The sequence below is a fragment of the Gammaproteobacteria bacterium genome, assembly GCA_009845905.1.
Classification (GTDB): domain Bacteria; phylum Pseudomonadota; class Gammaproteobacteria; order Steroidobacterales; family Foliamicaceae; genus Foliamicus.
Genome location: VXYS01000004.1, coordinates 430446 through 455552, shown reverse-complemented (window position 1 = coordinate 455552; position 25107 = coordinate 430446). Strand labels below are relative to the sequence as shown.

Sequence of the window (25107 nt, the reverse complement as noted above, 5' to 3'; positions counted from 1 at the left end):
AGTAACGACGAACGATGGGCGAGAGGACAATAACGGCACGCAACCCCAGAACCGGGGTTGCGGACTACGAGTTCCAGGCCGCCTCCGCGGATGCGGTGGAGCGCGAGGTCGCCGCCATGCGCGAGCACCAGCCGGCATGGGACGCGCTGGGCATCGAGGGACGCAGCGCGGTCCTGCGCCGCTGGGCCGACGCGGTCGAGGAGCGTAGCGGGGCGCTGCTCGAAGCCCTGGTTGCCGACACCGGGCGCTATTCGCTCTCGCGCGGCGAAGTGCTTGGCGTGCGCAGAAGGATCGAGGCCTGGTGCGCGCAAGCGCCGGGGCTGCTGACCGCGGAGGAGCGGGTATCGCGCGTGAACAGCGACGTCCTGCTCGCAAACCAGTATGTTCCCTACTGCGCGGTGGGCATCATCAGTCCCTGGAATTTCCCTCTTACGCTTTCGCTGATCGACGGCCTGCCGGCGCTTTTTGCCGGCTGCAGCGTTTCCCTCAAGCCAAGCGAAGTCACGCCGCGATTCATCGGTCCGTTGCAGGAAAGCATCCGGGCCGTGCCGGAACTGGCCCGCGTGTTCCGGGTCCTGCCGGGCGACGGCGAAACCGGCGCCGCCGTGGTGAAGCACGTGGACCTGGTCTGCTTTACCGGCAGCGTGGCCACGGGGCGCAAGGTCGCGGCGGCCGCGGGCGAGCGGTTCATTCCCGCTTACCTGGAGCTGGGCGGCAAGGACCCGGCGATGGTCATGGAGGGCGCCGATCTTGAAAGGGCCGCCGACGCCGTTGTGCGCCAGGCCGTACTCAACAGCGGCCAGGTATGCCTGTCAACGGAGCGCATCTACGTGCAGGAGGGCGTTTACGAAGAGTTCCTTGATCTCCTGGTGACCAGGGCCGAAAAAGTGCGGCTCAACTACCCCGACATCCACGCGGGTCATATCGGCCCGCTGATCAGCGGGGACCAGGCGGCCGTGATCGAGGAGCACCTGGCCGACGCGGTGGCCGGCGGCGCCACGGTCCATTGCGGCGGAGAGATCGAGAAACACGGCGGCGGGGACTGGTGCACCGCCACGGTGCTGAGCGACGTCGATCACGGGATGAAGGTCATGACCGAGGAGACCTTCGGTCCGATCATCCCGGTAATGAAGTTTTCGGACGTGGACGAGGGCGTCGCGCTCAGCAACGACAGCGACTACGGCCTGTCGGCGGCGGTGTTTGCGGAAACCGACGAAGAAGCGCTGGACATCGCGCGGCGGATCAACTGCGGCGGGATGAGCATCAACGACGCGGGTCTGCAGTCGGTGACCACCGAGTGCGAGAAGCAGAGCTTCAACTTTTCCGGTCTGGGCGCGTCCCGCATGGGTCCTTCCGGGCTGCTGCGGTTCTTCCGCAAGAAGGCGCTGATGACCCAGAAGGGATACCCGCGAACGATCGATGAACTCGGCGAAGACTGATGTCGTCATAGTCGGCGGCGGCACGGCCGGCATTCCCGCTGCCATCGCCGTCGCGCAGCGTGGAGGCAAGGTGTGCATCGTGGAAGCGACCGGCGCCCTGGGCGGCACCTGCACGATCAGCTGGGGCCAGATGAGCGGCGCCGGCACCCGGATCCAGGCGGAAAAGGGCATTGCCGATTCCTGGCGCGACCACTACGAGGACGCCGTTCGCATCACGCAGGGCACCGCGAAGGATGCGTTCCTGCGCCTGGCGACGAGGATCCAGGGGCCGCTGATCGACTGGCTGGAGGAGAACGGCTTCGAAATGGCCCCGGAAGTGCCCGGGATCCTCTACGCGCACGAACCCTATACGGCGGCCAGACTGTACTGGGGCAACGATCGGGGGCAGTCCATCTGCAGGGTGCTCTTCGATCTGCTTGAGCCCCTTATCGACGACGGCCGGGTGACCGTTCGCCTGAACACGGCGATGCGCGAGCTCGTGGTCGATGACGACGGCGCCGTGCAGGGCATATCGACCGAAAGCGGGGAACGGATACTCGCGCGCAACACCTTTCTCACGACCGGCGGCTACTCGGGAAACAGGGAGTTCTACGAGCGGATGCATCCCGGCGTCACCCTCTATCCGGGCACCTGGGAACACTCGCGGGGAGACGGAATCAGGGCGGCCATGGCGATCGGCGCGGCGACCTGGAACGAGGAGAACTTTTCGCTGGGCATGGGCGGGATCTACGACAGCACGACGCAATACCCCCGCTATTGCGGCATCGGCGGCCTGACTCCTCAGGTGCGGCTGCCCTGGGAGATCCTGGTCAACCAGGAAGGGCGGAGGTTCATGGCCGAAGACAACGAGAGCTACGAATACCGCGCTACCCGCCTGCGCAGGCAGACCGGCAACCGCGCCTGGCTGGTCTTCGACGAGGCCATCCGGCGGAACGCGCCCAACGTGTTTCTGCGCTGGTCCGGCGAAACGCTGGAGAAGCTCTACAACAATGGGCGCACGGTGAAGAAAGGTTCAACCCTCGATGAGCTTGCCGATCAGTGCGGCATCACGGACAAGGCGGCCCTGGCCGACACCGTAAGGGAATACAACGGGTCCTGCGAGAGCGGCCGGGACGGCTTCGGCCGCAAGCATTTTCCGCAAAGGATCGAAGCCGGGCCCTTCTATGCGGTCGAGATTGCCAGCTACGCGGTGCGCGGCAGCATCGGCATCAAGGTCGATACCCAATTTCGCGTGCTCGACACCGAGGACCGGCCGTTCGGCAACCTGTACGCCGCGGGCGAAATCCTCGGAGGGGGGCTGTTCGGCGCCGCGGCCGTCGCCGGCATGGGGATCACGCCGGCGCTGGCGTTCGGCAAATACGTCGGCGAGAAACTGATCCCGCTGGGCGAATCCTGAAGGCGGCCCGGCGTGGCCGGAAATCAGGCGGTCTGATATTCCGTCAGGCTGAGCATCGAGCATTTCAGCCCGGTGTTCAGCTCGTTCACCACCTCTCCCGTTTCGATGTTCCTGCGCTGCAGCAGCCCCTGTGTGAAGTTGCTCAGGTAGAAGTGCTCGCCGTCCAGGGCCAGCTTCGCGCGGGTCCAGCCCTTGTCGAACGGCACGTCGTAGCTCCTGAGGATCTCCCCCTCGGGACTGAACAGCACGGCCCCCGAGCTGCAGGCCATCAGCACCTCGCCGCCGGGCAGCACGCCCATGCCGTAGGTCCTCAGCAAGTCTTCATCGGAGAAAGCGAGAAAATCGTCAAGCTGACTTCCAGATTGCGTATTGAATCGGCAAAGGCGCCTGCCCGACTCGGAAACGTAGTAGATGGTCTGGTCGTCGGACGCTATGGCCAGGTTGCTGATGCAGTGCCGGCCGCGGCGCCCGCCGTCGATCTCCACCTCGAAGAAGCGGACGGTCTTGGTGTGCGGATTGAACCGGATCAGCTTGCCGTCGCCGAATTCATCCTCGATCGGCGCGCCGTAGAGCGAATGGACTCCGATCACGATGTCGCCGTTTCGCGCCAGCGCCATGTTCCCGTAGCGCCGCACCGGCAGGTAGCTCGTCAGGCGGTGCTTTTCGCCCGCCGTGTCGTAGACCAGCAGGCTGTTTTCCTGCGGGTTGGTGGCGTAGAGCCGCTGATCGTTGGGGTTGTAGAGCAGGCCGACCAGCAGTCCCGACTCGCCCGTCCAGAGTTCGCCTTTCGGATTGAAGTCCCGGTCGTAGTGGACGATGCGGCAAAGGCCGGAAATCCCCTTGCGGAAATCGATATTGCTCTGGTCGATTTCATTCAGCGCCAGTAAGAAATCGCCGTCCTGGAGGTCGCCCAGGTCGGCGGTATCGCGTCGCTCGCCGGAGTCAGTTCCCATCCTGCATCTCCTTCACTTGCTTAGGGTGCGTCGAGCATGCTCAGGTCCCTGGCCATCTTGGGCGTATAGGTGTTCCGCCAGCCCTGCACGCGCGGGTTCACGAGGAAGGCCCTCGATGGAAAATACGTGGGTATGACCGGAAAGTCGCCCATGACCTGCTGCTCTATGTCCCTCAGGTACGCCGTGCGCTCTTCCGGCGAGCGGATCGTGTCGGCAATCGCAAGCCGCTCGTTGATGTCCGTGTTGGAATAGCCCGAGTAGTTGCGGAAACTGTCTCCCAGGACCAGCGCAAAGAACGATACCGGGTCCGGAAAGATCGAGTAGTAGGTCAGCCGCATCACCTCGTAGTCCCGGGACGCGGCCCGGTTCATGAGGTCCCGGGCGCCCGCGGTTTCCAGTTCGACTTCAACGCCGGCGCGCTGCCACATCGAGCGGTAGGCCACGGCCAGCCGCCGGTCCTTCTCCACCGGCGCGAAACGGAAGGTGAATCGAAGCGGATTGCGGCGGCCGAAACCCGCTTCCGCCAGTAGCCTGCGCGCTTCCTCCCAGCGCTCTTCCTGGGTCATCCTGGTGAACTCCGGGGGTTCCGCGGCGCTTCCCCAGATCGCGTTCGGGACGACCGAATAGGCGGGCTCGTCGCCGGTCCTGAGCAGCTTGTCCACGATCACGTCGCGATCGATGGACAGCGACAGAGCCTTGCGCACCCGCATGTCATCGAACGGAGGCCGGGAGTTGTTGATGACCAGGTAATTCAGGCCGATGCCGCGCGCCAGGCGGAATTCGTCGGGCCGGGTCCTCTGGAGGTTCTCGTACTGATTGGACGGGATATTCAGGATCACGTCCAGCTCGCCGGCCTGGTAGCGCTTCAACGACGTGGTGGGCGAGGGTACGGGATAGTAGAAGACCTCGTCGATCGTGACCTCTTCCGCACCGTGGTAGTGCGGGTTCTTGACCAGTTGATAGTAGGTATTGGTGACGACCTTGCTCAGCACGTAGGCGCCGTTCGTGACCATGTTGTCCGGCTGCGTCCATCTCCTGCCGTGTTTCTCGATGGCGTGCCGCGGCACGGGAGCGTTGCTGTACGAGGCCAGCAACTGGATGAAGTAGGGCGCCGGGCCCTCGAGAACGATCTCCAGCGTCGTCGGCGAAATCGCCTTCACGCCCAGCTCGTCGACCGGTTTCTCGCCCAGCGAAATGCCCCAGGCGTTCAGCACCGGGAACAGCGCGCTGGCGCCACGGGTGCCCGACAGGGGATCGAGTATACGTTTGTACGACCAGACGAAGTCCCCGGCGGTAATCTGCCTGCCGTCGGACCATTTCGCGTTCACGTTGAGCTGAAACGTATAGACCCTGCCGTCCTCGGAGATCGTCCAGCTCTCGGCGATGGCCGGGATGATGCTGCCATCCGGCGCCCGCGTGACCAGGCCCTCGAAAAGGTCGTACATGATGGCCCCGGCGGAGTTGCCGATCACGTACTGCGGATCGAAGGAGGGCAACTCGACGTTGGTTCCGCGCCGCAGCACGCCGGCCTCCAGCTCCGGTACGCCCGCCGGCGCGAGCAGCAGCATGGCGAGAAGCAAGCGCAAGGTCGTACGCTTCATGCCCGACACTTTACCCTCCGTGGCCGCGCCTGTCTTGCGACCGGCGCTTGCGGTAACGCTCAGCGCGCCATCAGCACGACGATACGGCCCGATCCGTCGGCAGACGGATGCTGGATATAGACGTCCTTTTTGCCGTTCCCGTCGAGGTCGGCAATCCTCGCATTGCGTTCGTCGGCGGGCAGCGGCGCCGCCACGCGGATCGCCCGCGGCGCGACCGGCTCGCGTCCCGGCACGCCGAGGAACACGCTCAGCTCGTCCCAGCGCTCCCCGATCAACAGGTCCGAACGGCCGTCGCCGTCCACGTCGCCGGTGAGGATGGTCGGAAACATCGGCCCTCGCTTGTCCAGCGGCGAAAACGGGCTGCGCACGTTGCGCGTCCAGTCCGGCTTGGCATCGTGTTTCCCGTCCCGGACCCTGTAGAACGCCAGATCGATGGAAACGGAATTGCCGAGCATCGCGCCGACCATGTTGCCGAGGCCGATGTCCACGGCGCCGATGGCCGCGTCGTTCACGCCGTCGCCATCGAAGTCGAAGAAACGCTGTGATGCATAGCCCCAGGGCTGCAGACCCCCGGCTTTCCCCGGCGAATCGAAGGAGGCGTCGGCAGCGGCCGGGAAGCTCACGCCGTCGGGCCCCCGACGGCCGAAATGAACGTTGTAGCGCCCGCGCAGCCGGAAGGGGCTGCGCCCCTCCAGTGTCAGCGTGACCATATCGGCCACGACGTCGCCGTTGAGATCATGAAATCCCTGCAGGATCGTGTGCCGCGTTTGCGGTCCGAACCCGAGCAGCATCGACGGCACGCTCGCGTCGCCGAACTGGAAGGCGAGTCCGTACGAACCGTCGAAATCGAACTTCACATCGGTCGTGAAGGCTCGCGGCGTACCGTCGAACCCACCGAACTCGTTCTGCCGGTAGACCAGAAATCGGTCGCTGTTCCAGAAAACGAGGTCCTGGCGTCCATCAAGATCGAAATCGAAGCGATGGACCCGGCTCAGGTACCACGGCAGATTCTCGGCGGTGATCCCGACCTGCGCGTAGGTTCGCTTGTCACCGTAGGCATTCGAGAGGGCGAACGGTTCGGCCGGGCCCAGCTTGCCCACCGCTGGGAAGGAACCGTCCTCTGACTGCAGGGCCAGCCAGAAGCCGTCCAGGTCCGGCAGCAGCAGGTCATCAAGGCCATCGCCGTTCACGTCGCGCGCGATATCAAGATGCGGTATGCCATCCTCGTGGGAGGCGCGATAGGGGATCCTCAGGTCAACGAGCGGGCGCTGCCCGCCCGATTCCGGGTCCAACCACTCGACGCTCCCTCGCCGATACGTGATCAGGCGGTCGCGGTCCGCAATCCGGGCCACTTCCACGAACAGGACGCCCGGATCAAGCGCGCCATCGAGGGTCGTTATCCATTCCTCGCCGTCCCATGCGATGAGCTGCATGCGGGCTGTCCGGGCAGGATTCAGAATGACCATGGCAAGCTGGGCGCGCCCGGAACCGTCGAAGTTTCCGCTCAGCACGGTCTGGTGCAGCGCCGCCGGCGTTTCGATCTCGTGCACCTCGAACAGCGCGTTGTCCTCTTGCGCCGTCAGGGCGGAAGTGCATCCGGCCAGGGCGAAGGCAAGCGCCGGTGCGGCAAGAAACCAGTGCGGATTCATGGGTGGCCTCCTCGATGGATCTTGCACCGCAAACTACCGGTGAAGTCCACTATATGCAACCATAATCGCAAATGTGTCATACTTTTCACCCGTAAAGTTCCAAATGGTGATACCTTATGGTTCAATCAAAGCGTCTCGTGAATGCACTGAAGGAGACCCTGAAGTCGCGGGACATCACGTACGCCGACGTTGCCGAGCACCTCGGCCTGTCCCTCAGCAGCGTCAAGAGGCAGTTCTCCACCCAGCGGTTCTCGCTGAACAGGCTCGAGCAGGTGTGCGACCTGGCGGGCATCGATCTGCTGGAACTGGCCCGCCTTGCGGAGGAAAGACGGCTGCGCGTCGCCGCATTGACGGAGGAACAGGAGCGGCAACTGGTAAGCGACCCCACGCTGCTGCTCACCACTGTCTGTGTGCTCAATCGCTGGACGTTCGAAAGGATTGTCGACCGCTACGGGTTCACGACGGTTCAGTTGACCAATCTGCTGGTGCGGCTCGATCGCATCGGCCTGATCGAACTGCTCCCTGCGAAACGTATCCGGCTGCGCATCGCGCGCAACTTCGCCTGGCTGCCCGGAGGACCGATACACCGGTATTTCGTGGACCGCGTGCAGGGCGAATTCCTTTCCGGCGAGTTCGATCCCGAACGCGACCTGCACCGCTTTTCCTGGGGCATGCTGTCGGACCCGTCGGCGGCGCAGCTGCGCGCAAAGATCGCCGAGGTGATGGACGCCTTCGACGATCTGACCCGCCGCGACGAGGTGCGCGCGGACGCTGCCGCGGGGACCTGCTTTCTCGTCGCGCTGCGCCGCTGGGAACCGACCGCGTTTCAGTCGTTCCGGCACTCGAACCTTTCCGATGCCGGATAATGCGCCGGTCATTACTTCACGAGGGGAAGCCGTGTCGAGAACCACGCTGAATCGATCCGCCCTTGCAGCGCTTGCATGCGGCGCGCTGTTGGCCGGCTGCGGGCAGCAGCCGGAATCCGGAAACACCGTGCAGGAGCCCCGGTCGTTTGTGCAGGTTGCAACCGTCCAGGGCGAAGTGCAGGGAACCGCCGAAGACGGGCTGGTGGAATACAAGGGCATTCCTTACGCCGCCCCGCCCACCGGCGATCTGCGCTGGCGCGCGCCTCAATCGGCGCTTGTGCGGGACACGGTCCTGGTCGCCGAAGATTACGGCAACCGGTGCATACAGCAGCCGCGCACCGAAGGCTTTGCGATGAACGATGCCTTCACCCAGCCGCAGAGCGAGGACTGCCTGAATCTGAACATCTATCGCCCGGACAATGGCGATGCACGACTGCCGGTGATGGTCTGGATTCCGGGCGGCGGGCTGACGGCCGGCTCCGGTTCCAGGCCGGTCAACCACGGCGGCAAGCTGGCCAGGCTCGGGGTGGTGGTCGTGGCGATCAACTACCGCCTCGGCAGTTTCGGGTTCTTCGCGCACCCGGAGCTGTCGGCGCAGGACCCCGACGGCGGGCGCCTGTTCAACTACGGGCTCATGGACCAGATCGCCGCGCTGGAATGGGTGCGGGACAACATCGAGGCGTTCGGCGGGGATCCGGCCAACGTGACGATCTTCGGAGAATCGGCCGGCGGCTATTCGGTCTTTGCCCTGGTCGCGTCGCCGGCGGCGCAGGGATTGTTTGCCAAGGGCATTTCACAGTCCGGATACGGCCGCAGGGGACAGCCGCGGGTCGCTTCGCTGACCAGCGAGGGCGAGGCGTCCATTGAAGAGATGGGCGTGGAGCTGGCGGAACGGATGGGAACGCCCGAGGCCGGCCTCGACGAACTCCGGGCGCAGCCTGCGGAGAAGGTCGTCGAAGCGACCGACTTCAGCAACTTCATCGCCCTTGCCACCGACGGCGTGGTTCTTGTCGATGACCTGTGGCCCGTCTACGACCGGGGCGATGCGGCGAGAGTGCCGCTGATGATCGGCGCCACCGACTCCGAGTTCACGATGGGCCCGCCCGAAGCGCAACGTGCGCAATTGCTCCGCTTCATGAGCGAGGATGTGCTTGATGCAATGACGACTTTCTACGGGAATGAAACGCAGCGCGACACCTACATGTACAGCGAGTACGTGTTTCATGCGCAAAATCGCGGCGTTGCCGTTGCGCACGAAAAAGCCGGCAATGCCGTCTATGCCTACCGGTTCGCGATGCCCGGCGTGGACGTGGAACGGCGCGAACTGAACGGCGAGACGATCTACGGCGCCTATCACGCGGGCGACCTGCCGTACATGTTCGGCAATTTCACCGGCGATCATTACGATCCGACCGAGCCGGACGAAACGCAGCGCGCCGTTTCGCAACAGATGATGCGCTACTGGACCAATTTCGCCCGCACCGGCAACCCCAACGGCGAGGGCCTGCCGGAATGGCCGGTGGCGGAGTACGAAAACACGATGTACTTCACGCCCGACGGCGTGCAGGCGCGGAAAGACAGCTGGCTCGCGCGCCTCGACGCGCTGAACGAGCTTGTGGGCTTGTGACGGGCCTGCTATAGATCGGCGCTTGCTTTCAGGGCCGCACGACGCCGGCGCGGCATCCAGCCTCCGTCGGCCCATTTCATGGCGGCGAGAGCTCCCACGCCGAACACCACGTAGGACGCGATCAGCGCGTAGAGCGTGCCGTCGAAGATGTAGGCCACGAACGCTCCCAGCGGAACCGAAACCAGCGTGGACAGCGAGGCGATCACCGCGGCGCCCACGCCGGCAATATGCCCCAGGGGCTGCATGGCCAGCGCCCCCAGGTTGCCGAACAGCAGGCCAACGCACACGAACACGAACAGCAAATAGGCCATGAACAGCCAGAACGGGAGCACTCCGTCGAAGGCGAAGGTCAGCCCCAGGCCCACGACCGATGCGATCGTGGCCAGGGACATTGCCCCACGGGACAGTTTTCGCATCCCGTACTGCATCACGAGGCGGCCGTTGACGAACGTTGCGGCCCCCACTGCCAGCGCCAGCACGCCGAAATAGAAGGGAAACAGCGCGCCGGTGCCGTAAACGTCCTGGAAGATCTGCTGCGACGTGCTCAGGTAGGCCAGGAACGGCGCGAACACGCATCCGCTGGCCAGCGTGTATCCGAGCGCGATCCGGATCTTGACGACTTCCACGGCCGTCCTGCCGATCGCGCGCGGGGACAGCGACCGGCGGCGTTCCGAGGGCAGCGTTTCGGGCTGGCGAATCGCGAACCAGAGAAAGCCGACCGCGGCGACGGCAAAGAACACGGCGAATATTGCGCGCCAGCCGCTGAGATACTGGATCCACTGGCCCAGCGCCGGGGCGATTGTGGGAACGATAATGAATACGCCCATCGTGAACGACATCAGGCGCGCCATCTGACGGCCCGCGTACTGGTCGCGCACCAGCGCCATGACCACCACCCGCGGCGCCGAAACGCCGATGCCCTGCAGCACCCGCCCCGCGATCATCACTTCGAAGCTGCGCGCGTAAATACTCATCAGGCAGCCGGCCATGAACAGCACGAGGCCGGCATGGATGGCAGGCTTGCGGCCAATCCGGTCGGACAGCGGGCCGAAAACGATCTGGCCCATGCTCATCCCGAGGAACACCGCCGTGATGACGAACTGCACGTCGTTGCGCTGCGCCACCCCGAGGTCCTCGCCGATCGCCGGCAGCGCCGGCAGCATCGCGTCGATCGCCAGCGCAACCAACGAGATCAGCAGCGCGATAAGCGGCACGAACTCGCCCGTACGCAGGGCAGGGGTGGCGGCAGGCTGGCTCATTCTTCCTCTCGGGGTTTCCGCGCCGTGCGCGTCAAGAGGACGCCGGCGCCGGTCGGGCAGAAAAGACCCGGCAAATTGTACGCTCCGCCCCGGGAAAGAGGGCGTCCCGCCCTCAAAAAGGGCAGAATGCCCGGCACATGAACGACCCAGGCGATCAGATCGTCCCGCACTGGAACGAGGCGCGCACCGCGTTGCTTCGCGCCGACCCGGTGCTCGCCAGGCTGATCCGAGCCGCCGGGAAGTCCGTACTGCAACCGCGCAACGACGCGTTCTATTCGCTGTCACGCTCCATCGTCGCGCAGCAGATCTCCGTCCATGCCGCTGAGGCCGTGTGGCAGCGACTGCTCGGAGCAATTGGCGATGTGACGCCCGGCGCGGTTTGCAATCAAACGGAAGATGCAATGCGCGCATGCGGCCTGTCGCGGCGCAAGGCGTCCTATCTGGTGAACCTGGCGGAGCATTTCAGGGATGGCGCCCTCGCCGACAAGCCGTGGAATCGCATGGAGGACGAGCAGGTTATCGAAACGCTGGTCGAGATCAGGGGCATCGGCCGCTGGACGGCGGAAATGTTCCTGATCTTTCACCTGCTGAAGCCCGACGTTCTGCCCGTCACCGACATCGGCATCCAGAAGGCGATCGCGCGCCACTACAACGCCGGAGAGCGCCTCACGGCCGAGGAACTGATCGCCATCGCGGAGCCCTGGCGCCCCTGGCGCTCCGTGGCCTCCTGGTACCTGTGGCGCAGCCTCGACGCGATCCCCGTCGAATACTAACGAAGTTATAATGATCATTATATAGAAGGAGGAAAATATGCCTGCTTTCAAGATCACAACCGTTGGTGCGTCGTCCGGCATAATTCTCACGAAGGAAGCCATGGCGCGCTTGCGCGTAAAGAAAGGCGACCGGCTGTATCTGACGGAAGCCCCGGGCGATGCGTTTCGCCTGACTCCCTACGACCCCGAGTTTGCGCGCCAGATGGAATTGGCCGAGCAGATCATGCATGAAGACCGCGAGGTGCTGCGGGCGCTGGCAAAGTGAGCGGCGCCGACTCCGCGTCGTGGCGCTGGGTAGAGGCCGGCGTTGTGCATGCCATACACGACCGTCAGCTCGCCGAGCACGGGGGAAAGGACGGCGTTCGGGATGCCGGTGCAATCGAATCGGCGCTGGCGCGGCCGATCAACAAGGCGGCATACCAGGATGTCGACGCCGCGGGGTTGGCGGCGGCTTATGCGTACGGCCTGTCAAGGAACCACGGTTTCTCCGACGGCAACAAGCGCACGGCATGGGTCACGGCGCGCGTCTTCCTGGCCGATAACGGCGCAAAAATTTCCTTCGACCGCCTTGATGCGATACAGACCATGGAGGGCGTTGCGGCAGGCGAAATCAGCGAAAAAGAACTTGCCGAATGGTTCCGCTCGCGGCTTGTGTCGTGATTTCCCCAACTAAGAGCAGGGCGTATCATCGGAGCAGGGCATTCACCGGGGAGAGGAACGATGGCCATGAAGGTGAACCGACGCGCGGCGCTGGGCGGACTCGCCGCCTCGGCGCTGGCCGCGCCCGCCCTTGCAAAGGCGGCGGACAGGCCGAAGCGCCACATCCCGCCGAAGCCGGAGATCGAGGGCGGGGCGCTCATCAACAAGGACCGCGCTTATTCCGTCATGGAGGAATACGGGCTTGCCGGGCTGATCGCGCTGGATCCGATCAACGTCTATTACATGACCAACGTCAGGACCATCGGCGTGCGCTTCATCACCGAGTATCCGGGCTTCGCGACGATGTCGCCGGATCCGGACATGCCGATCTACCTGGTCTCCGGGTCGTCCGCCGCCTGGGACATCGCCAACCGGGACCGCGAGACCGCCGAGCTCATGCCCTACGGCTACGGCGGATGGAACGCGGCGGCTTTCAACACCGATGGCCAGCCTGAAGAACCCACGGGCGGGACGACCCGTCACTATCACTTTCGCGACGATGTCGAGCTGACGCCTCGCGAGCAGCGCTGGAAGGCGGCTTCGGACAGCTTCCGCGACGACATCGCCGCCAGCGCGGCCTGGGGCCTGGCCCGCGCGCTGAAGGCCCAGGGCATCACCAAAGGCCGCGTCGCGGTGGACGATATGCGTATCGCCCGGTTCCTCGCGCAGACTGACCTGCCGGACGTCGAGTGCGTCGACGGTTACGGCGTGATCCAGCTGATCCGCATGGTCAAGACGCCGCAGGAACTCGCCTATCAGAAGCTCGGAAGCTGGAACAACGGCGAAGCCTGCATGGCCACGATCAACGCGCTGGAACCCGGGATGCGCCATACCGACGTGGAGCAGATCTTTCTTGCCGAATGCGCGATCCGGGGCAACCGCGTCAACAACGTCATCGCCGGCATGCCCGGCGGCAACTTCCCCGACGACGGCGTACTGGTGGCGGGCAAGCCGTATCTGATCGACTGCGTGAGCAACTACAAGGGCTATATGGGCGACATCGCGCGCACCTTTTTCTTCGGCGATCCGCCGAAGGAAGTCGAGATGCGCCGGCGCGCCAACCAGCTGGCCCGCGAGGCGGTGTTCGACGCCATCCGACCGGGCGTGAAATACTCCACCTTGCGTCAAATCGGCCTCGACACGATGATCAAGGCCGGCATGCCGGCGCACGCCGTGTTCGTGACGCCCCACTCGGTGGGCCTGCAGCACGACGACAATCCGATGCGCATGCCGAACTTCGGCGTCGATGCCTTCGACCACGTGCTTGAGGAGAACATGACGCTGACCGTGGACCTGCCCTACCTTGAAGTCGGCTGGGGCTCAGGCCACAACGAGGACCTGTTCCGGGTCACGAAGAGCGGTTACGAGCCGTACAACACCGAACGGGACCCGTTCCTGGTTCTGTAACCGGTTGGCCGGCCGTTTGCCGGCGCGCCGCGCGGCGCTCTACAGGAGGTCCCAGACCTCGAAGGCGACCCGCTCGCCGGACTCCATTGCGCCCTCCATGCCGCGGTTGGCGGTGGCCGTGTGTTCGCCGCAGAAGTGAATGCGCCCGGCCGGCTCGATCAGGGCCGGCAGGCATTCGATGACCTGCCCGGGCGCCCAGATGGCCCAGTCGCCGCCCGCGAAGGGGTCGGTCTGCCAGGACTTGGCGCCCGCGAGTTCGAGCTTGCCTTTGGAGGCAGGGCGCAACTGTTCGTAGGCCGACAGCACCTGCGCCATCCCGCCCTCGTGCCCCAGCGTGTCCAAACGGTCGGCCAGGTGCCCGCGGGCCCAGGACATCAGGCAGGTCACGGAATTCGAATCCTCGCCTTCCCGCAGCGCGCGAATTTCGCCTGCGTCCGTGTCGGTCCACATCGCGGGATTCAGTCCGTCCTCCTCCCAGAACGGGCTCGTCGGCACCATGATGACCTTGGTGATCTTCTGCACCTGCACGGTCTGAATCGCCTTGGCCTTGGCCGGCGGCAGCAGCGGGTCAAACTTCACCCAGCGCATCGTGGGAATGGGCAGCGAGCAGATCACGCGGGCCGCCCGATAGACGCTGCCGTCGTGGCAGTGCACCTCCACGCCCGACTCGTTGTTGCGAATGCCGATCACCCGCTTGCCGTAGTGCACCTCGCCGTTGAGCGCATTCGCCATGGTGTCGGTGAAGCGCTGGTTGCCGCCGTGGACCTTGTAGGCCACGCGCGCCACGTCGCTCTGCAGCTTGAACCAGGCCTGGACGAAGTACCACATGAGCATGGAAACGTCGTGGGCCGATGTTCCGTACTGCACGTTGGTGTTGTAGTTCAGTTCGATGGCCGCGTCGCTCCAGCCCAGCCCCTTGAAGAATTCGTAGGCCGAGCCGTCGTATTGCGCGCTTTCCGGCTCCACCCAGTCGGCGAACGACGCCAGCGGGTTGTGCTGGGCGATCACGCTCTGGAAATAACCGCGCCCGGGAAAGCGGTCGCGGGCCCCGGCGGGCATGTCGTTGAGCGGATGCGTCGGCCATTCGTCCCGGGGAATGACCTGCCCGCCCAGCGCCAGTTCCACCCGTGCCGGATCGCGGTGGGCTTCGGGCGACATGTCCCGGCGCGCGTGATGGTCGATCAGCGGAATGTCGAGGCGGCTGGCGGTGTCCTGCATCCGGGCATAGGCGCCGAGAATGGAATCGCCGCCCCATTCGGGGTTGCCGGCCACGTTGGGGTCGCTGAGCAAGCGCCCGCCGGGCCGCTCGCGCCCCTCCAGGCAGATCGCCCGCACACCCAGTTCTTCGAGCAGCAGCATTGCATTGAGCCCGGAAAGGCCCGCTCCGATCACGATCACGTCGGGATTCGTGGCGGCTGTGGCGGCGCGGACGACGCCCGCGCTTAAGCCCGCCGCCACTCCCGCCTTCACGAAATCCCGCCGGTTGATTGCCGTGCCCATTGCGCCTCCGCCTCCTGAAGTGCCGCTCATCTTATATCCGCTAGCACCGCGGACAGCAGGGCGTTGAAGGTCTCCGGGTCCTCCATCATCAGGAAGTGCCCGACTTCGGACATCTCGAGAAACAGGAACTGCTCCGCATTCGCTTCGAGATGCGCGACGTCGGTGGGCAGGAAATCCGAGTTGATCAGCACGAACGGCACGTTTAGCGACGCGACCGCCGGCGTGGCGTCGTAGTTGCCGCTGGCCTGCCGTGCGCCCACCGCCGAGGCGTAGGGCGCCGCCGCCATGTCCGCCTTCACCCACTCCTTGATGGCCGGGTCGCTCTGCTCTACGAAAGTGCGGTCCACGAAGGTCGCGATGAAGCCCGCCTGGTCCTCGGCGAGCTGTTCGAACACTTCTTCCTGCTGTTCCCGGGGCGTTTCGCGGCCGCCGCGGTGAAAGGTGTCCACGCCCACGACGCCAATAACGCGGTCGCCCAGCTGCCGGGCGGCCTCGACGATGACCTTGCCGCCCATCGAGTGGCCGACCAGCACGAAATTGTTCAGGTCGAGCGCGTTGACGACCGCGGCAACGTCTTCGCCGAAGGCCTGCATGGTCCACACGGTGCGGTCCAGGCCCGAGTCGCCGTGCCCGGCCAGGTCGATGTTCACGACCCGATGCGATTGGGCGAAGTGCTCGATCTGCTCCGCCCAGTAACTGCGGTCGCAGCTCCAGCCGTGAACGAACACCAGCGCGGGATCGCCCGCCCCAAGATCGTCGTAACGAATGCTCACGCCATCCGACGAGAGCACGGTATGCGTACTTTCGTCGCCTGCCGCGGCCCCCGCGAGCAGCCATACGGCAAGCAGCAGGAAGGCGAAGCGGTTCATGACCACCATGCCATCCGGAATCCGGAAGCGGTGCTGCGGACCCTGCCCGCGGTGGGCGTCGGGAAATGCGCCGGCAGCAGCCAGGCATCGTCGTCGGCCACGGTGGCCAGCGTCTTCACGCGCGTTTCCGCGGACATTGCCGGGTCCCAGCAGAAGCAGCTCGACCACTCCGGCCGCTCGACCTGGACCGGATGATGGATCACGTCGCCCGTCAGGTAGGCGCGCTCGCCGCGGTCTTCGAGCCTCACGATCACGTTGCCCGGCGTGTGGCCCGGCGCCCCGATCAGGTCGATCCCGTCGGCGACCTCGTGGTCCATCCCCACCACCACCGCCTGCCCGGCATCGAATACCGGCGCGACGCTGTCTGCCCACGACCCGTGGTTGACTTCGTCGGCGGGGGTGTTCCTGAGGACCTCCTGCCAGTGGTCCACTTCCGTTTTCGCAAACAGGTAGCGCGCGTTCGGAAAAGTGGGCACCCATTGGCCGTTCTCGAGTCGCGTGTTCCAGCCGACGTGATCGACGTGCAGATGGGTGCACATCACGACGTCGATGTCTTCCGGCGCCACGCCCGCTGCGGCGAGGTCTTCCAGGAAGGTGCCGCGGCGCTGGTGAAAGTTGGCGTGGCGCGGCCGCGGTTTGTCGTTTCCTATGCAGCAGTCCACCAGGACCGTCAGGCCCGGCGTGCGCAGCACGATGCTGTGATAGGAAAGGACCAGGAAATCGCGGCCCCGGTCGTAGAGGCGCGCGTCGTTTGCCGCGTCGGTGGCGCGCAACTCTTCGCGGGTTGCGTCCGGAAAAAGAGCTTGCGCCGCGTGCAGAGCGCCCTGCATCTCGACGATGCGCTGCGCCCGGAACGGGCCGGGAAGCGGGAATACGTTTTCCGACAAGCGGCGTTCAGCCCAGGCGATACGGAATCTGCTGAGGCCCGTGGTACTGCTCCACCGTGCCGTCCTTCTGATAGAAGATGTTCTGCACGAAGGTGCCGCTCTTCTGGCTGCGCACGATCACGGCAGTCGTGCGCGCCTGGTCGTCGTTGTATTCGGCATGAATTTCCCAGGGGCCGATGCAGTCCACGTGGCCCTTGCCCACCCGGACGGTCTCGGTGGCCTCGACCTCGGCGCGGCTGGGCAGATCGCCGGGCCGGCCGCCGTCGGTGCGGCGGAAGCGCAGCACCTCCTCGGCGCCGTCCAGCACGCCGTACAGCGTCCAGGAAAGGCCGTGGTCGTGCACGGTGGTCTTCGCCGCGGGCTTCTTGATCAGCCCGTTGATGACAAACCCGTAGTCCGGGTCTTCGTAGAACAGCAGGTTGGCGTGCTTGCCCTCCAGTCCCAGCTTGGCCGGACTCGTCGGCCAGCCCTCGGCGTGAGCCTTCAGCCCGGGGTCGGCCAGCAGCTCCTTCAGCAGGTCGGCCGCCTTGCTCCAGCGCGCCGCCTCGTCCGGCTCGTTCTCATGCAGCTCGCGCAGCCCCGCGATGAAGTCCGCCACGGCCGGCAACATCGCCTCACTCATCAGAAATCGAGGCTTACGCTCACGCCCGCCTGGCGCGGCATCGGCAGGCCCACCAGCGCCACGGCGCCGAACCGGAACCCGGTCGTGAGCGAATCGTTGTCGAACAGGTTGTTGACGAACGCCGTGAGCCGGACGGTGCCCGTATCGAAGCCGCCGCGGACGTTGACCAGCGTGCGCGGCTCGATCGTCTCGAGGTTCAGCTCGTCGATGAACATTTCGCCGCGGTAGCTCACATCCAGTCCGGCAAACACCTGGCTGTCGCCGCCGAACCCGCTGAAGGGCGAAGTGTATTGAACCGACGCGAACAGCGAGTTGTTCGCCGTGCGCGGCGTCTCGTTCCCGGACACGTCCGCGTCGCCGAGCACCGTAATGGCGTTGTTCGACTCGAAGACCTGGAATTCCGTGTCGATCCAGCTATAGCCCAGGCTCGCCGACCAGCACTCGCTCAGGATGGCGGCCACGGAGAAGTCCGCGCCCATCACGTCGGTTTCCCCGGCGTTGATGAAATAGCTCCCGTAGTTCGGGTCCGGGTCGTTGAAGCGATAGACCTGGTTGGTCCAGTCGATGAAGTAGCCCGCGGCCTGGAAGTTCAGCCGGCCCTCCATGGCGGACAACTTGGTGCCGAACTCGTAGTTCCACATTTCCTCTTCGTCCACGATGAGAAGACCCGGCGGCGCGGACGCATTGAAGTTGCCGGGCTTGTTGCCCTTGGCCGCGCTGAAATAGAGCAGGGTATCGTCGCTCAACTGGTACTCGGCCAGCAGGCGGGGCAGGAAGGAATCGAAATCGTCCGACTGGCTGCGGTTGGCCTCGGGTACTTGAAGCTCGATCTCCTCGCCCTGGAAGCGCCCGTCCAGGCTCAGCGTCAGGCTGTCGGATACGTCGTAGGACACCGAACCGAACGCCGACATCGTGGTGGAGGTCTTGAACGACGGCGGCTGGCGGAAATTGCGGATCCGGGCGGTATTGAAATCCTCGTCGAACCAGGCCACGCCGGCCAGCCAGCGCAGCCGTCCGTCATCCGGGGAGGCGATACGGACTTCCGCGAAACTGGACTCGATTTCGCGCTCGGTCACCGTCTGGAACAGTTCGCATCCGGGCCCGGCGTAGGGGCCGACGCAGAGGAACCAGAGAAACGACAGGTTGACGGCCGGCGCGTAGTCGCCGTCCGCCTCGTTCACTGTGTCTTCCTGCCCCATGCCGGCGATCACGCTCAATTCGTAGCCGTTCGCCATTTCGTAATTCGCGTTAAGGCTGACGCGAATGGTCTCCGAGGCGATTCCGGGCTTGTCAAGTTGCTGGGTGCCGCCGCCGATCATGGTCACGTCGGGAAACGCCAGTTCTCCCATGTTCAGCGCGGTCGTTGCCCGCGCCGCTTCGCCGAACTGGGCGTCGGTGTAGCTCACCATCAGGTCGCCGGTGAACCGCTCCGACGGCGTCAGGCGCAGCGTCGCGGAGACGGAGTCGATGTCCTGCTGGCCCATCTTCGCTCCGTTGGTGATGTTGGTGTACGGGCTGCCCTGGCTGAAGGTGGCGGCGCTCACGCGAAACAGCACCCGGTCCTCGGCCAGCGCACCGGAAACCGATCCGCTCACCTGGTATTCGTTTTCCTCGGCGATCGACAGGCGCACGTTGCCCTCGAAATCGTTGGTGGGCTTCTTGGTGATGTAGTTGATGGCGCCGGAGAAGGATGCCCGGCCGAACAGGGCGCTTTGCGGGCCCTTGGTGACCTCGACCCGCTCGATGTTGTCCAGCATCACGGTGTAGAGCGAACCGGACACATATACGCCGTCGATGAACTTGGAGGAATTCTGCAGCGTCGGGTCGCCGGTGTTGGTGGACACGCCGCGGAAGCTGGGCGAATCGCCCCGTCCCTCGGCCTCGTAACTCTCATACTGCACGCCCGGCACCGCGTTCACGAGGTCGGCGATCGTCGTGTAGCCGGCCCGTTCAATCTGTTCCGCGCTGAACGCGGATATCGTGATCGGAATTTCCAGCAGCGATTCGCTGCGCTTGCGCGCCGTGACGACGATTTCCTCGAGCTCCACGCCCTGGGCAAACGACGGCTGACTGAACGGCAGCGCCAGCGCGAGTGCGACGAACGACATCAGAAGGTGTCTTGTTTTCATGCTTCTTGGTCCCCGTGGAAGCTGGCGCAGCGGGCCTGAAAGGTCCCTGCGGCGCTTCAATCTATCACAAGCGTCTAACATTACCGCGCCGTGAATGACTCGACCCGGACGCCCGGCATGCTGTCGCCCCTGAGCAATCCGGGGTTCTCGATGCTCTGGGTGGCCAACACGCTGTCGCTGACCGCGTTCTGGATGACGGAGGTCGCCTGCGCCTGGCAGATGCGGGTCATGACCGACGCCGATCCCCTGGCCGTTGCGGCCGTATATACCGCGCTGCAGCTTCCGATCATGTTCCTGGTCATTCCCGCCGGAGTGATCGCCGACCTCTCGGACCGGCGCCGCGGGATGATGTGGACCCACGCCTGGCTTGCCGCCAGCATGGGCGTGTTGCTTTGGCTGACCTGGACCGGACGGATAACGCCGCTGTCCCTGCTGATCTGCATGCCCCTGATTTCCATTGGGCTGTCGATGCGCATGCCCGCGATCGCGGCGCTGATACCCGAAATGGTGCAAACGAACCAGATTCCCGCGGCGGTCAGTCTCAACAATGTGGCCCAGAACGGATCCCGCCTGGTGGGCCCGGCGCTCGCGGGAGCGATCATCGCCGGTCTGGGCGTGGCCGCCGTCCTCGCGCTGAACACGGCCATCATGGCCCTGATCGTTCTCCTGTTCCTGTTCATGCGCTATCACCCGGAGCAAGTCGATCGCGGGGCGAAGCCGGAGGGGTTCCTTGCCGCCATAAAGGAGGGTGTGCTGTTCGCCGCGCTGACGCCCTGGAAGCGCAACGTGCTCATCCGGCTGTCCACCTTCTTCGCCTGCGCCGCGGCCATTCCCGCCCTGATGGCCGTGCGTTTCGACAACAGCGAGACCTACGGGATCATGTACGGCTGCTTCGGCGCGGGCTCGCTGCTGGGCGTGCTGGTTATCGCGAGGCTGGGCTACCGGCGGCTCAACAACAGGCTCAACGGCGCCCTCCTGGTGAGCGCGGCCTGCATCATGGTGTACGGCCTGGTTGACCGGCCGCTGCTGGCCGGGCCGCTTCTGGCCTGCATCGGCGCGGGCTGGCTGTTTTGCCTGAACAGCATCATGGTCGCCGCCCAGATGCAGCTCGATCCGGCCATTCGCGGGCGCGGCCTGTCGTTCATCTACACGCTGGGGACCGCCAGCCTGGCCGGCGGCGGGCTGATCTGGGGCGCGGTGGCGCGCGGCACCAGTCCCGCGGTAGCGCTGATCGCAGCCGGCGCCAGCCTGCTGCTCGCGCTCGCCGTCACCTACCGGCTGAATATCGCCGCTACGGAAGGCGCGCCGGCTGCTACTTCAAGCTAAAGCGTTTTGAGGTAGGCGATGATGGCCTCGCGGTTCTGTTTTTGAGGCAGGCCCACGAAGCCCATGGAGGTGCCTGGGACCAGGTCGGCGGGACGCAGCAGCCAGATGTCCATTTTTTCGTCATCCCAGACAAAATCCTGCTGCTTCAGTGCATCGGAATACAGCGTATCCTCGAGGATGGCTACCTGCCGGTCCATGATGCCGGCCAGGTTCGGCCCGATCTTGCTGCCCTGGACCTCCTCGGTTGCGTGGCAGGCCTGGCAGAACACGTAGAGCCGCTTGCCGCGCGCGACCAGCCGGGGGTCAGGCGGCTCGGCCGTTACGGCCTCCCCGGCCGGCGCCGCATCGTCGGCCGCGAACGTGGAAGGAAGGACTGCGAATCCGAGGAACAGGGCCGCGCACAGGACGCTCGCGCCAAACGTGTTTTTTCTCATTGCTGTATTCATGCCCGCTGAAGGATTTCGACCGCCGCGCGCTCGCCGCTTTCCAGCGCCGATTCCATCCCGAATTCCATCCGCCTGGTGTGTTCGCCGGCGAAGTGTAGCCTCTGGTGCGGCACGATCATTTCCCGCGCGAAGCGGGCGATCTGGCCGGGCGCGAACATGTGGCGGCAGCCCTGGATCAGGGGGTGCTTGCGCCAGCCGTACAGAGCCATGAAGCGGAATTTGCCCGCCGCGGCCGGCCGGACGCGGGCGATTTCGGATTCGATCAGGGCCAGGGCCTGGTCGTTCGGCAACTGGTCGATTCGCGCCGAGGTCATTCCGGTGAAGGTCAGGATGAACCGGTGCCGGTCCTCTCCCGGCCGCTTCTCCATGACCCACATCGTCTGCACCGTGCCGTCGGTCCAGAACGACGGCTCCAGGCCATCCTCTTCCCAGTACGGTTCCTCTACTAGGCCGTACGCGCGTGTCGTGCCGCGGTAGCCCAGCTCAAGCACCGCTTCGGCCTGGCGCCCGGAGAAACCCGGCGATACCGAAATATTGCGCAGCGTCGAGAACGGAACCGCGGACACCACGAAATCGGCCCGGTAGCGGCTGCCGTCCAGGCAGCGGACCTCGGCGCCCGATCCGGACATGTCGATGGCCGCAGCGATCTTGCCCAGCCGGACCCGGTCGCCGAGCGCAGCGGCCATGGCTTCGGGCAGTCTTGAAGTGCCGCCGGCGATGTTGCGGATGGCCGGAATCTCCTCGTCCTCCTCGTTGGTTCCACCCAAGCCGAATGCGGTTTCCTTGCTCTCCGACTGCGACCTTCCGAAGTTCGCGTCGAACACGGTGCGGGTGCGCTCCTGCATGATCGCGAGGCTGGAAGTCGAGCGCAGGTCCAGGTAATAGCCCGCGAGCCGGAGAGCCTCGGGCGAGGCGCCGCTCTTCTGGAGCAGCTCGAGAATCGAGACGTCGTAGGAGAAGAACTCGGGCGAAAGCCAGTCGTCCAGCTCCTTCAGCGGGTTCAGCCGGCCGAGCAGCGTCATGCCCACCAGCGACGGCGGTATCTCGCGCTCGTCGTCCGCCAGTTTGTTGACCGGCGAGTCGGCCCAGTCCCCGGACCGCACCCAGGTTCCGCCCACGCAGTTGGACATCGGCATGATGAAGCGGTCCTGGGGTATCAGCTCCAGGTCCAGGCGCGAGCAGAGGTCGAGCGCGCGGGCATAAGACCGGCCGATCTGGCTGGCGCCGTATTCGGGGCGCGTCTCCACGCCGTCGGCGGTGTAGGCCCGTCCGCCGACGCGTTGCGAGCCCTCGAGCACGATCACGTCGAGTCCGAATTCGGACAGCAGCAGCGCGCAGTTCAGGCCGCTCAGCCCGCCGCCGATCACGACCACCGAGGTCTTTTCCGCCGCAAGCCCCTTTACCGGCCGCAGCAGCGGGTACGAGAGCGACAGCGCCGAAAGCGAGAGCGCTCCCTTCAGTACCTGCCTGCGCTTCACGCCTCAGCCCCTATTGGGAAGGAGGGCGTCCCGCCCTCCTCGAAGGCGAGACGCCTTCGTTCCCAGGGTAGCGTGCTCGGGCCGGAGGCATTGTGCCTAGACCTGTATCGATTCGCCTTCCAGCCGTTCCTGGTCCGCGAGCCGCGTGGACTCCCTGGGTTTGAGGGCCGGCCCGTAGACGCGGCTTGAGGTGACCGGCGCGTCCGGATCGACGCCGCTGGGCCGCACGAACACGCCCCGCGCATAGAAGCTTTCGAGGCGCTCCTTCAGCGGGCCAAACCCGATATACGGGTTCTCCAGCGGATCGGGTCCCCAGAGGTTGTTGGGCAGTCCGACCTCGCCCGCGTAGATATGAGCATAGACCTCGGGGTCGTCCCACAGCGGCAGGTTCGTCAGAGCGTTGGCGCGGGCCCTTTGCAGAGCCTTCAGGTCAACGGTAGCGGTGAGTATGCAACCTCCCGGCCCGTCCGCAACGCCCTGGATCGTGCCGTCGAAGTTGACGGCCTTCGAGTGCCCGCGCATCTGGCTGGTCGGGAACTCGCCGTTGCCGTGATGGAAGAACTCCGACCCGGGCATCGGAGAGAGCACGTAGGCGGTGTTCTCGAACGCGCGCGTCATGCGCGCGGCGTCCCAGCCGGACCGCTGGCTGCCGTGCCCCTCGGACGTGGGATGGAGGATCACTTCGGCCCCGTACTTCGTGAGCATGCGCGCGATTTCCGGATGGGCCTGGTCGAAGCAGACCATCGTCGCCAGCCTGCCGATGCGCGTATCGGCCACCGGGAAAAGGAAGTCGTAACCGAATATGTCCAGGTAGCGGTCGTAGACGCTGCTCGGCGTGGTGTCGGGAAGCGAGCCCCACACGTCGGCGCACTGGATCTTGCGGTAGCGATGAATCAGATTGCCGGTGTCATCGAGGATGAAGGCCGAGTTGAACACGTGCCCGGGAAGCCGGTCGTCGATTTCGAACGTGGACCCGGCAATGAAGATCTTGTGCTTGAGAGCGAAATCCTGCAGCAGTTCCATTTCCGGGCCCGGATAGCGGATGGCCAGGCGCTGCAGCGTGATCGGCGAGCGAAAGCCGTGTCCGCCCTGGCCGTGCATGAAGAACTCGGGAAACACGGCCAGCTTGATGCTCGGGTTCGACGCCAGCCGCTCGGCCAGCCGCAGCGCCCGCTGCGTATTGTCGCGCCTGAGATCGTCCGCGTCGTGTTCCCGCTTGATGATCTTGCCGACGGTCTGCGTGAGGATCACGTCGTATTGCTCGATGCGGTCGGTGCGCGAGGGGGCGGGGTTCTGCGCCAGCCTCCGCTCGCACTCGGCAATCCATGCTTCGCGGCCGCGGGGAGTGCTCGGAAGCGGTTCGGGACGCCTGTCGCTCAGCCGCTTGTAGCCGTCGGCATAGAGGTTGGCCCTGAGATGCAGCGGCTGCACGGCGAAGATGTCGTTGCGCCGGCGCCTCAGCCGCTCGATATCGAGGTCGGGCAGCAGCACGTCCGCCTCCCCGGCGGCGTGCGTGGTCGCGCCGGCGAAGTCGATCAGGCTGGAGCAGGCCGGCCCGTTCGGCGTTCCGCCCACGGCCCCGGCGACGGCCACGTACGATGTGTTTTCCCAGGCGCGGGCCCGGCGGGCGTTGCGGCGCGACTCGAACAGGTGATCGCCGACCTCGGCCACCGGGTTGAGGATGACCTCGGCGCCGGCCCAGGTAAGCGCGCGCGCATAGTGCGCGAACAGCACGTCCTCGCCCGGCAGTATGCCCACCTGGCCGATGCCGGTGCTCGCAACCTTGAATTCGGCGGGCTGCCCGGTGGCGGCGGTCGCATCCGCGCCGAACCCGGTCACCAGGTCCGGAGAAATCTTGGGCGCCGTGAGCAGCGGCTCGCCCTCGGCCGAGAGCAGGAAGCCGACGGTCGCAACGCCGTCCCCGCCCGCCACGCCGGCGGCGCCGGCAAGCATCACTTTCTCGGAGGCGGCGATGTCGCCCAGCGCGGCGAGCAGCGTGTCCCGTTCGGGCGCGTCGTCCGCCGGAACCGCCTGCGGCAGCAGCAACAGCGGCTCCGCCTTCGGGTCGAGCTGGCGTCGGCGCACCAGTTTCATCGCGCTTTCCACGTATGCGGCGAGCGCCTCCGTGTCCGTGGCGTTCCAGGCCCTTTGAGAAATGATCAACATGCTTGCACTCCCGAT

21 protein-coding genes are annotated in these 25107 nt (G+C 65.4%); 9 read left to right on the top strand and 12 right to left on the bottom strand.

Features of this window, described 5'->3' with window-relative positions; all coding sequences use genetic code 11:
• Positions 1-14: 14 nt before the first annotated feature.
• Both F4036_03585 and F4036_03580 read left to right on the top strand, forming a co-directional pair.
• Positions 15-1439 (top strand): aldehyde dehydrogenase family protein, encoded by a 1425-nt coding sequence (locus F4036_03585; GenBank protein MYK36823.1) that lies wholly within the window; start codon positions 15-17, stop codon positions 1437-1439.
• A complete protein-coding gene (locus F4036_03580; GenBank protein ID MYK36822.1) occupies positions 1420-2835 on the top strand; it encodes an FAD-dependent oxidoreductase in 1416 nt (471 codons plus the stop codon). Before F4036_03585 ends, F4036_03580 begins: the two co-directional genes overlap by 20 nt.
• Before the next feature lie 23 nt (positions 2836-2858).
• On the opposite strand, the gene F4036_03575 is transcribed toward F4036_03580, so the two are convergent.
• Genes F4036_03575 through F4036_03565 form a run of 3 tightly spaced genes read right to left on the bottom strand, consistent with a single transcriptional unit; the run spans position 2859 to position 7038 of the window.
• On the bottom strand, positions 2859-3788 hold the full coding sequence (locus F4036_03575; protein ID MYK36821.1) for an SMP-30/gluconolactonase/LRE family protein: 930 nt from the start codon (positions 3786-3788) through the stop codon (positions 2859-2861).
• Positions 3789-3808: 20 nt separating this feature from the next.
• On the bottom strand, positions 3809-5389 hold the full coding sequence (locus F4036_03570; protein MYK36820.1) for a peptide ABC transporter substrate-binding protein: 1581 nt from the start codon (positions 5387-5389) through the stop codon (positions 3809-3811).
• Between the two features lie 59 nt (positions 5390-5448).
• On the bottom strand, positions 5449-7038 hold the full coding sequence (locus tag F4036_03565; GenBank protein ID MYK36819.1) for a hypothetical protein: 1590 nt from the start codon (positions 7036-7038) through the stop codon (positions 5449-5451).
• A gap of 116 nt (positions 7039-7154) precedes the next feature.
• Between F4036_03565 and F4036_03560 the strand changes: the two genes are divergently transcribed.
• Together F4036_03560 and F4036_03555 are read left to right on the top strand one after the other, a co-directional pair.
• Positions 7155-7904 carry a helix-turn-helix transcriptional regulator gene (locus tag F4036_03560; protein MYK36818.1) on the top strand — a complete coding sequence of 250 codons (750 nt, stop codon included), beginning with the start codon at positions 7155-7157 and terminating at the stop codon, positions 7902-7904.
• Positions 7894-9531: a carboxylesterase family protein gene (locus tag F4036_03555; GenBank protein MYK36817.1), complete on the top strand. Its 1638-nt coding sequence runs from the start codon at positions 7894-7896 to the stop codon at positions 9529-9531. The genes F4036_03560 and F4036_03555 overlap by 11 nt, the downstream gene beginning before the upstream one ends.
• Positions 9532-9539: 8 nt before the next feature.
• Here F4036_03555 and F4036_03550 read toward each other — a convergent pair whose 3' ends face one another.
• Positions 9540-10790 (bottom strand): multidrug effflux MFS transporter, encoded by a 1251-nt coding sequence (locus F4036_03550; protein MYK36816.1) that lies wholly within the window; start codon positions 10788-10790, stop codon positions 9540-9542.
• 137 nt (positions 10791-10927) lie between these two features.
• Between F4036_03550 and F4036_03545 the strand changes: the two genes are divergently transcribed.
• From F4036_03545 to F4036_03530, 4 genes are read left to right on the top strand one after another with little or no spacing between them, the layout of a single operon-like run.
• Positions 10928-11563 carry a DNA-3-methyladenine glycosylase 2 family protein gene (locus tag F4036_03545; GenBank protein MYK36815.1) on the top strand — a complete coding sequence of 212 codons (636 nt, stop codon included), beginning with the start codon at positions 10928-10930 and terminating at the stop codon, positions 11561-11563.
• A 37-nt stretch (positions 11564-11600) separates the two neighbouring features.
• A complete protein-coding gene (locus F4036_03540) occupies positions 11601-11828 on the top strand; it encodes a transcriptional regulator (protein MYK36814.1) in 228 nt (75 codons plus the stop codon).
• The gene (locus F4036_03535; protein MYK36813.1) at positions 11825-12223 is read left to right on the top strand and encodes a type II toxin-antitoxin system death-on-curing family toxin; all 399 of its coding nucleotides are present in this window, start codon (positions 11825-11827) and stop codon (positions 12221-12223) included. The genes F4036_03540 and F4036_03535 overlap by 4 nt, the downstream gene beginning before the upstream one ends.
• Before the next feature lie 60 nt (positions 12224-12283).
• The gene (locus F4036_03530; protein ID MYK36812.1) at positions 12284-13669 is read left to right on the top strand and encodes an aminopeptidase P family protein; all 1386 of its coding nucleotides are present in this window, start codon (positions 12284-12286) and stop codon (positions 13667-13669) included.
• Between the two features lie 39 nt (positions 13670-13708).
• On the opposite strand, the gene F4036_03525 is transcribed toward F4036_03530, so the two are convergent.
• From F4036_03525 to F4036_03505, 5 genes are read right to left on the bottom strand one after another with little or no spacing between them, the layout of a single operon-like run.
• A complete protein-coding gene (locus F4036_03525; protein MYK36811.1) occupies positions 13709-15199 on the bottom strand; it encodes an NAD(P)-binding protein in 1491 nt (496 codons plus the stop codon).
• Positions 15196-16047 (bottom strand): alpha/beta hydrolase, encoded by an 852-nt coding sequence (locus F4036_03520; protein MYK36810.1) that lies wholly within the window; start codon positions 16045-16047, stop codon positions 15196-15198. The genes F4036_03525 and F4036_03520 overlap by 4 nt, the downstream gene beginning before the upstream one ends.
• Positions 16035-16925 carry an MBL fold metallo-hydrolase gene (locus tag F4036_03515; GenBank protein MYK36809.1) on the bottom strand — a complete coding sequence of 297 codons (891 nt, stop codon included), beginning with the start codon at positions 16923-16925 and terminating at the stop codon, positions 16035-16037. The genes F4036_03520 and F4036_03515 overlap by 13 nt, the downstream gene beginning before the upstream one ends.
• A 7-nt stretch (positions 16926-16932) precedes the next feature.
• Positions 16933-17547 (bottom strand): hypothetical protein, encoded by a 615-nt coding sequence (locus tag F4036_03510; protein ID MYK36808.1) that lies wholly within the window; start codon positions 17545-17547, stop codon positions 16933-16935.
• On the bottom strand, positions 17547-19757 hold the full coding sequence (locus F4036_03505) for a TonB-dependent receptor (protein MYK36807.1): 2211 nt from the start codon (positions 19755-19757) through the stop codon (positions 17547-17549). Before F4036_03505 ends, F4036_03510 begins: the two co-directional genes overlap by 1 nt.
• A gap of 9 nt (positions 19758-19766) precedes the next feature.
• Between F4036_03505 and F4036_03500 the strand changes: the two genes are divergently transcribed.
• On the top strand, positions 19767-21002 hold the full coding sequence (locus tag F4036_03500; protein ID MYK36806.1) for an MFS transporter: 1236 nt from the start codon (positions 19767-19769) through the stop codon (positions 21000-21002).
• Here F4036_03500 and F4036_03495 read toward each other — a convergent pair.
• From F4036_03495 to F4036_03485, 3 genes are all read right to left on the bottom strand, one after another.
• Positions 20999-21448: a c-type cytochrome gene (locus F4036_03495; GenBank protein ID MYK36805.1), complete on the bottom strand. Its 450-nt coding sequence runs from the start codon at positions 21446-21448 to the stop codon at positions 20999-21001. The two genes, F4036_03500 and F4036_03495, sit on opposite strands and share 4 nt — an antisense overlap.
• Positions 21445-22926 carry an FAD-dependent oxidoreductase gene (locus tag F4036_03490; GenBank protein MYK36804.1) on the bottom strand — a complete coding sequence of 494 codons (1482 nt, stop codon included), beginning with the start codon at positions 22924-22926 and terminating at the stop codon, positions 21445-21447. The genes F4036_03495 and F4036_03490 overlap by 4 nt, the downstream gene beginning before the upstream one ends.
• A 96-nt stretch (positions 22927-23022) precedes the next feature.
• Positions 23023-25092 carry a hypothetical protein gene (locus F4036_03485; GenBank protein ID MYK36803.1) on the bottom strand — a complete coding sequence of 690 codons (2070 nt, stop codon included), beginning with the start codon at positions 25090-25092 and terminating at the stop codon, positions 23023-23025.
• Positions 25093-25107: the final 15 nt, after the last annotated feature.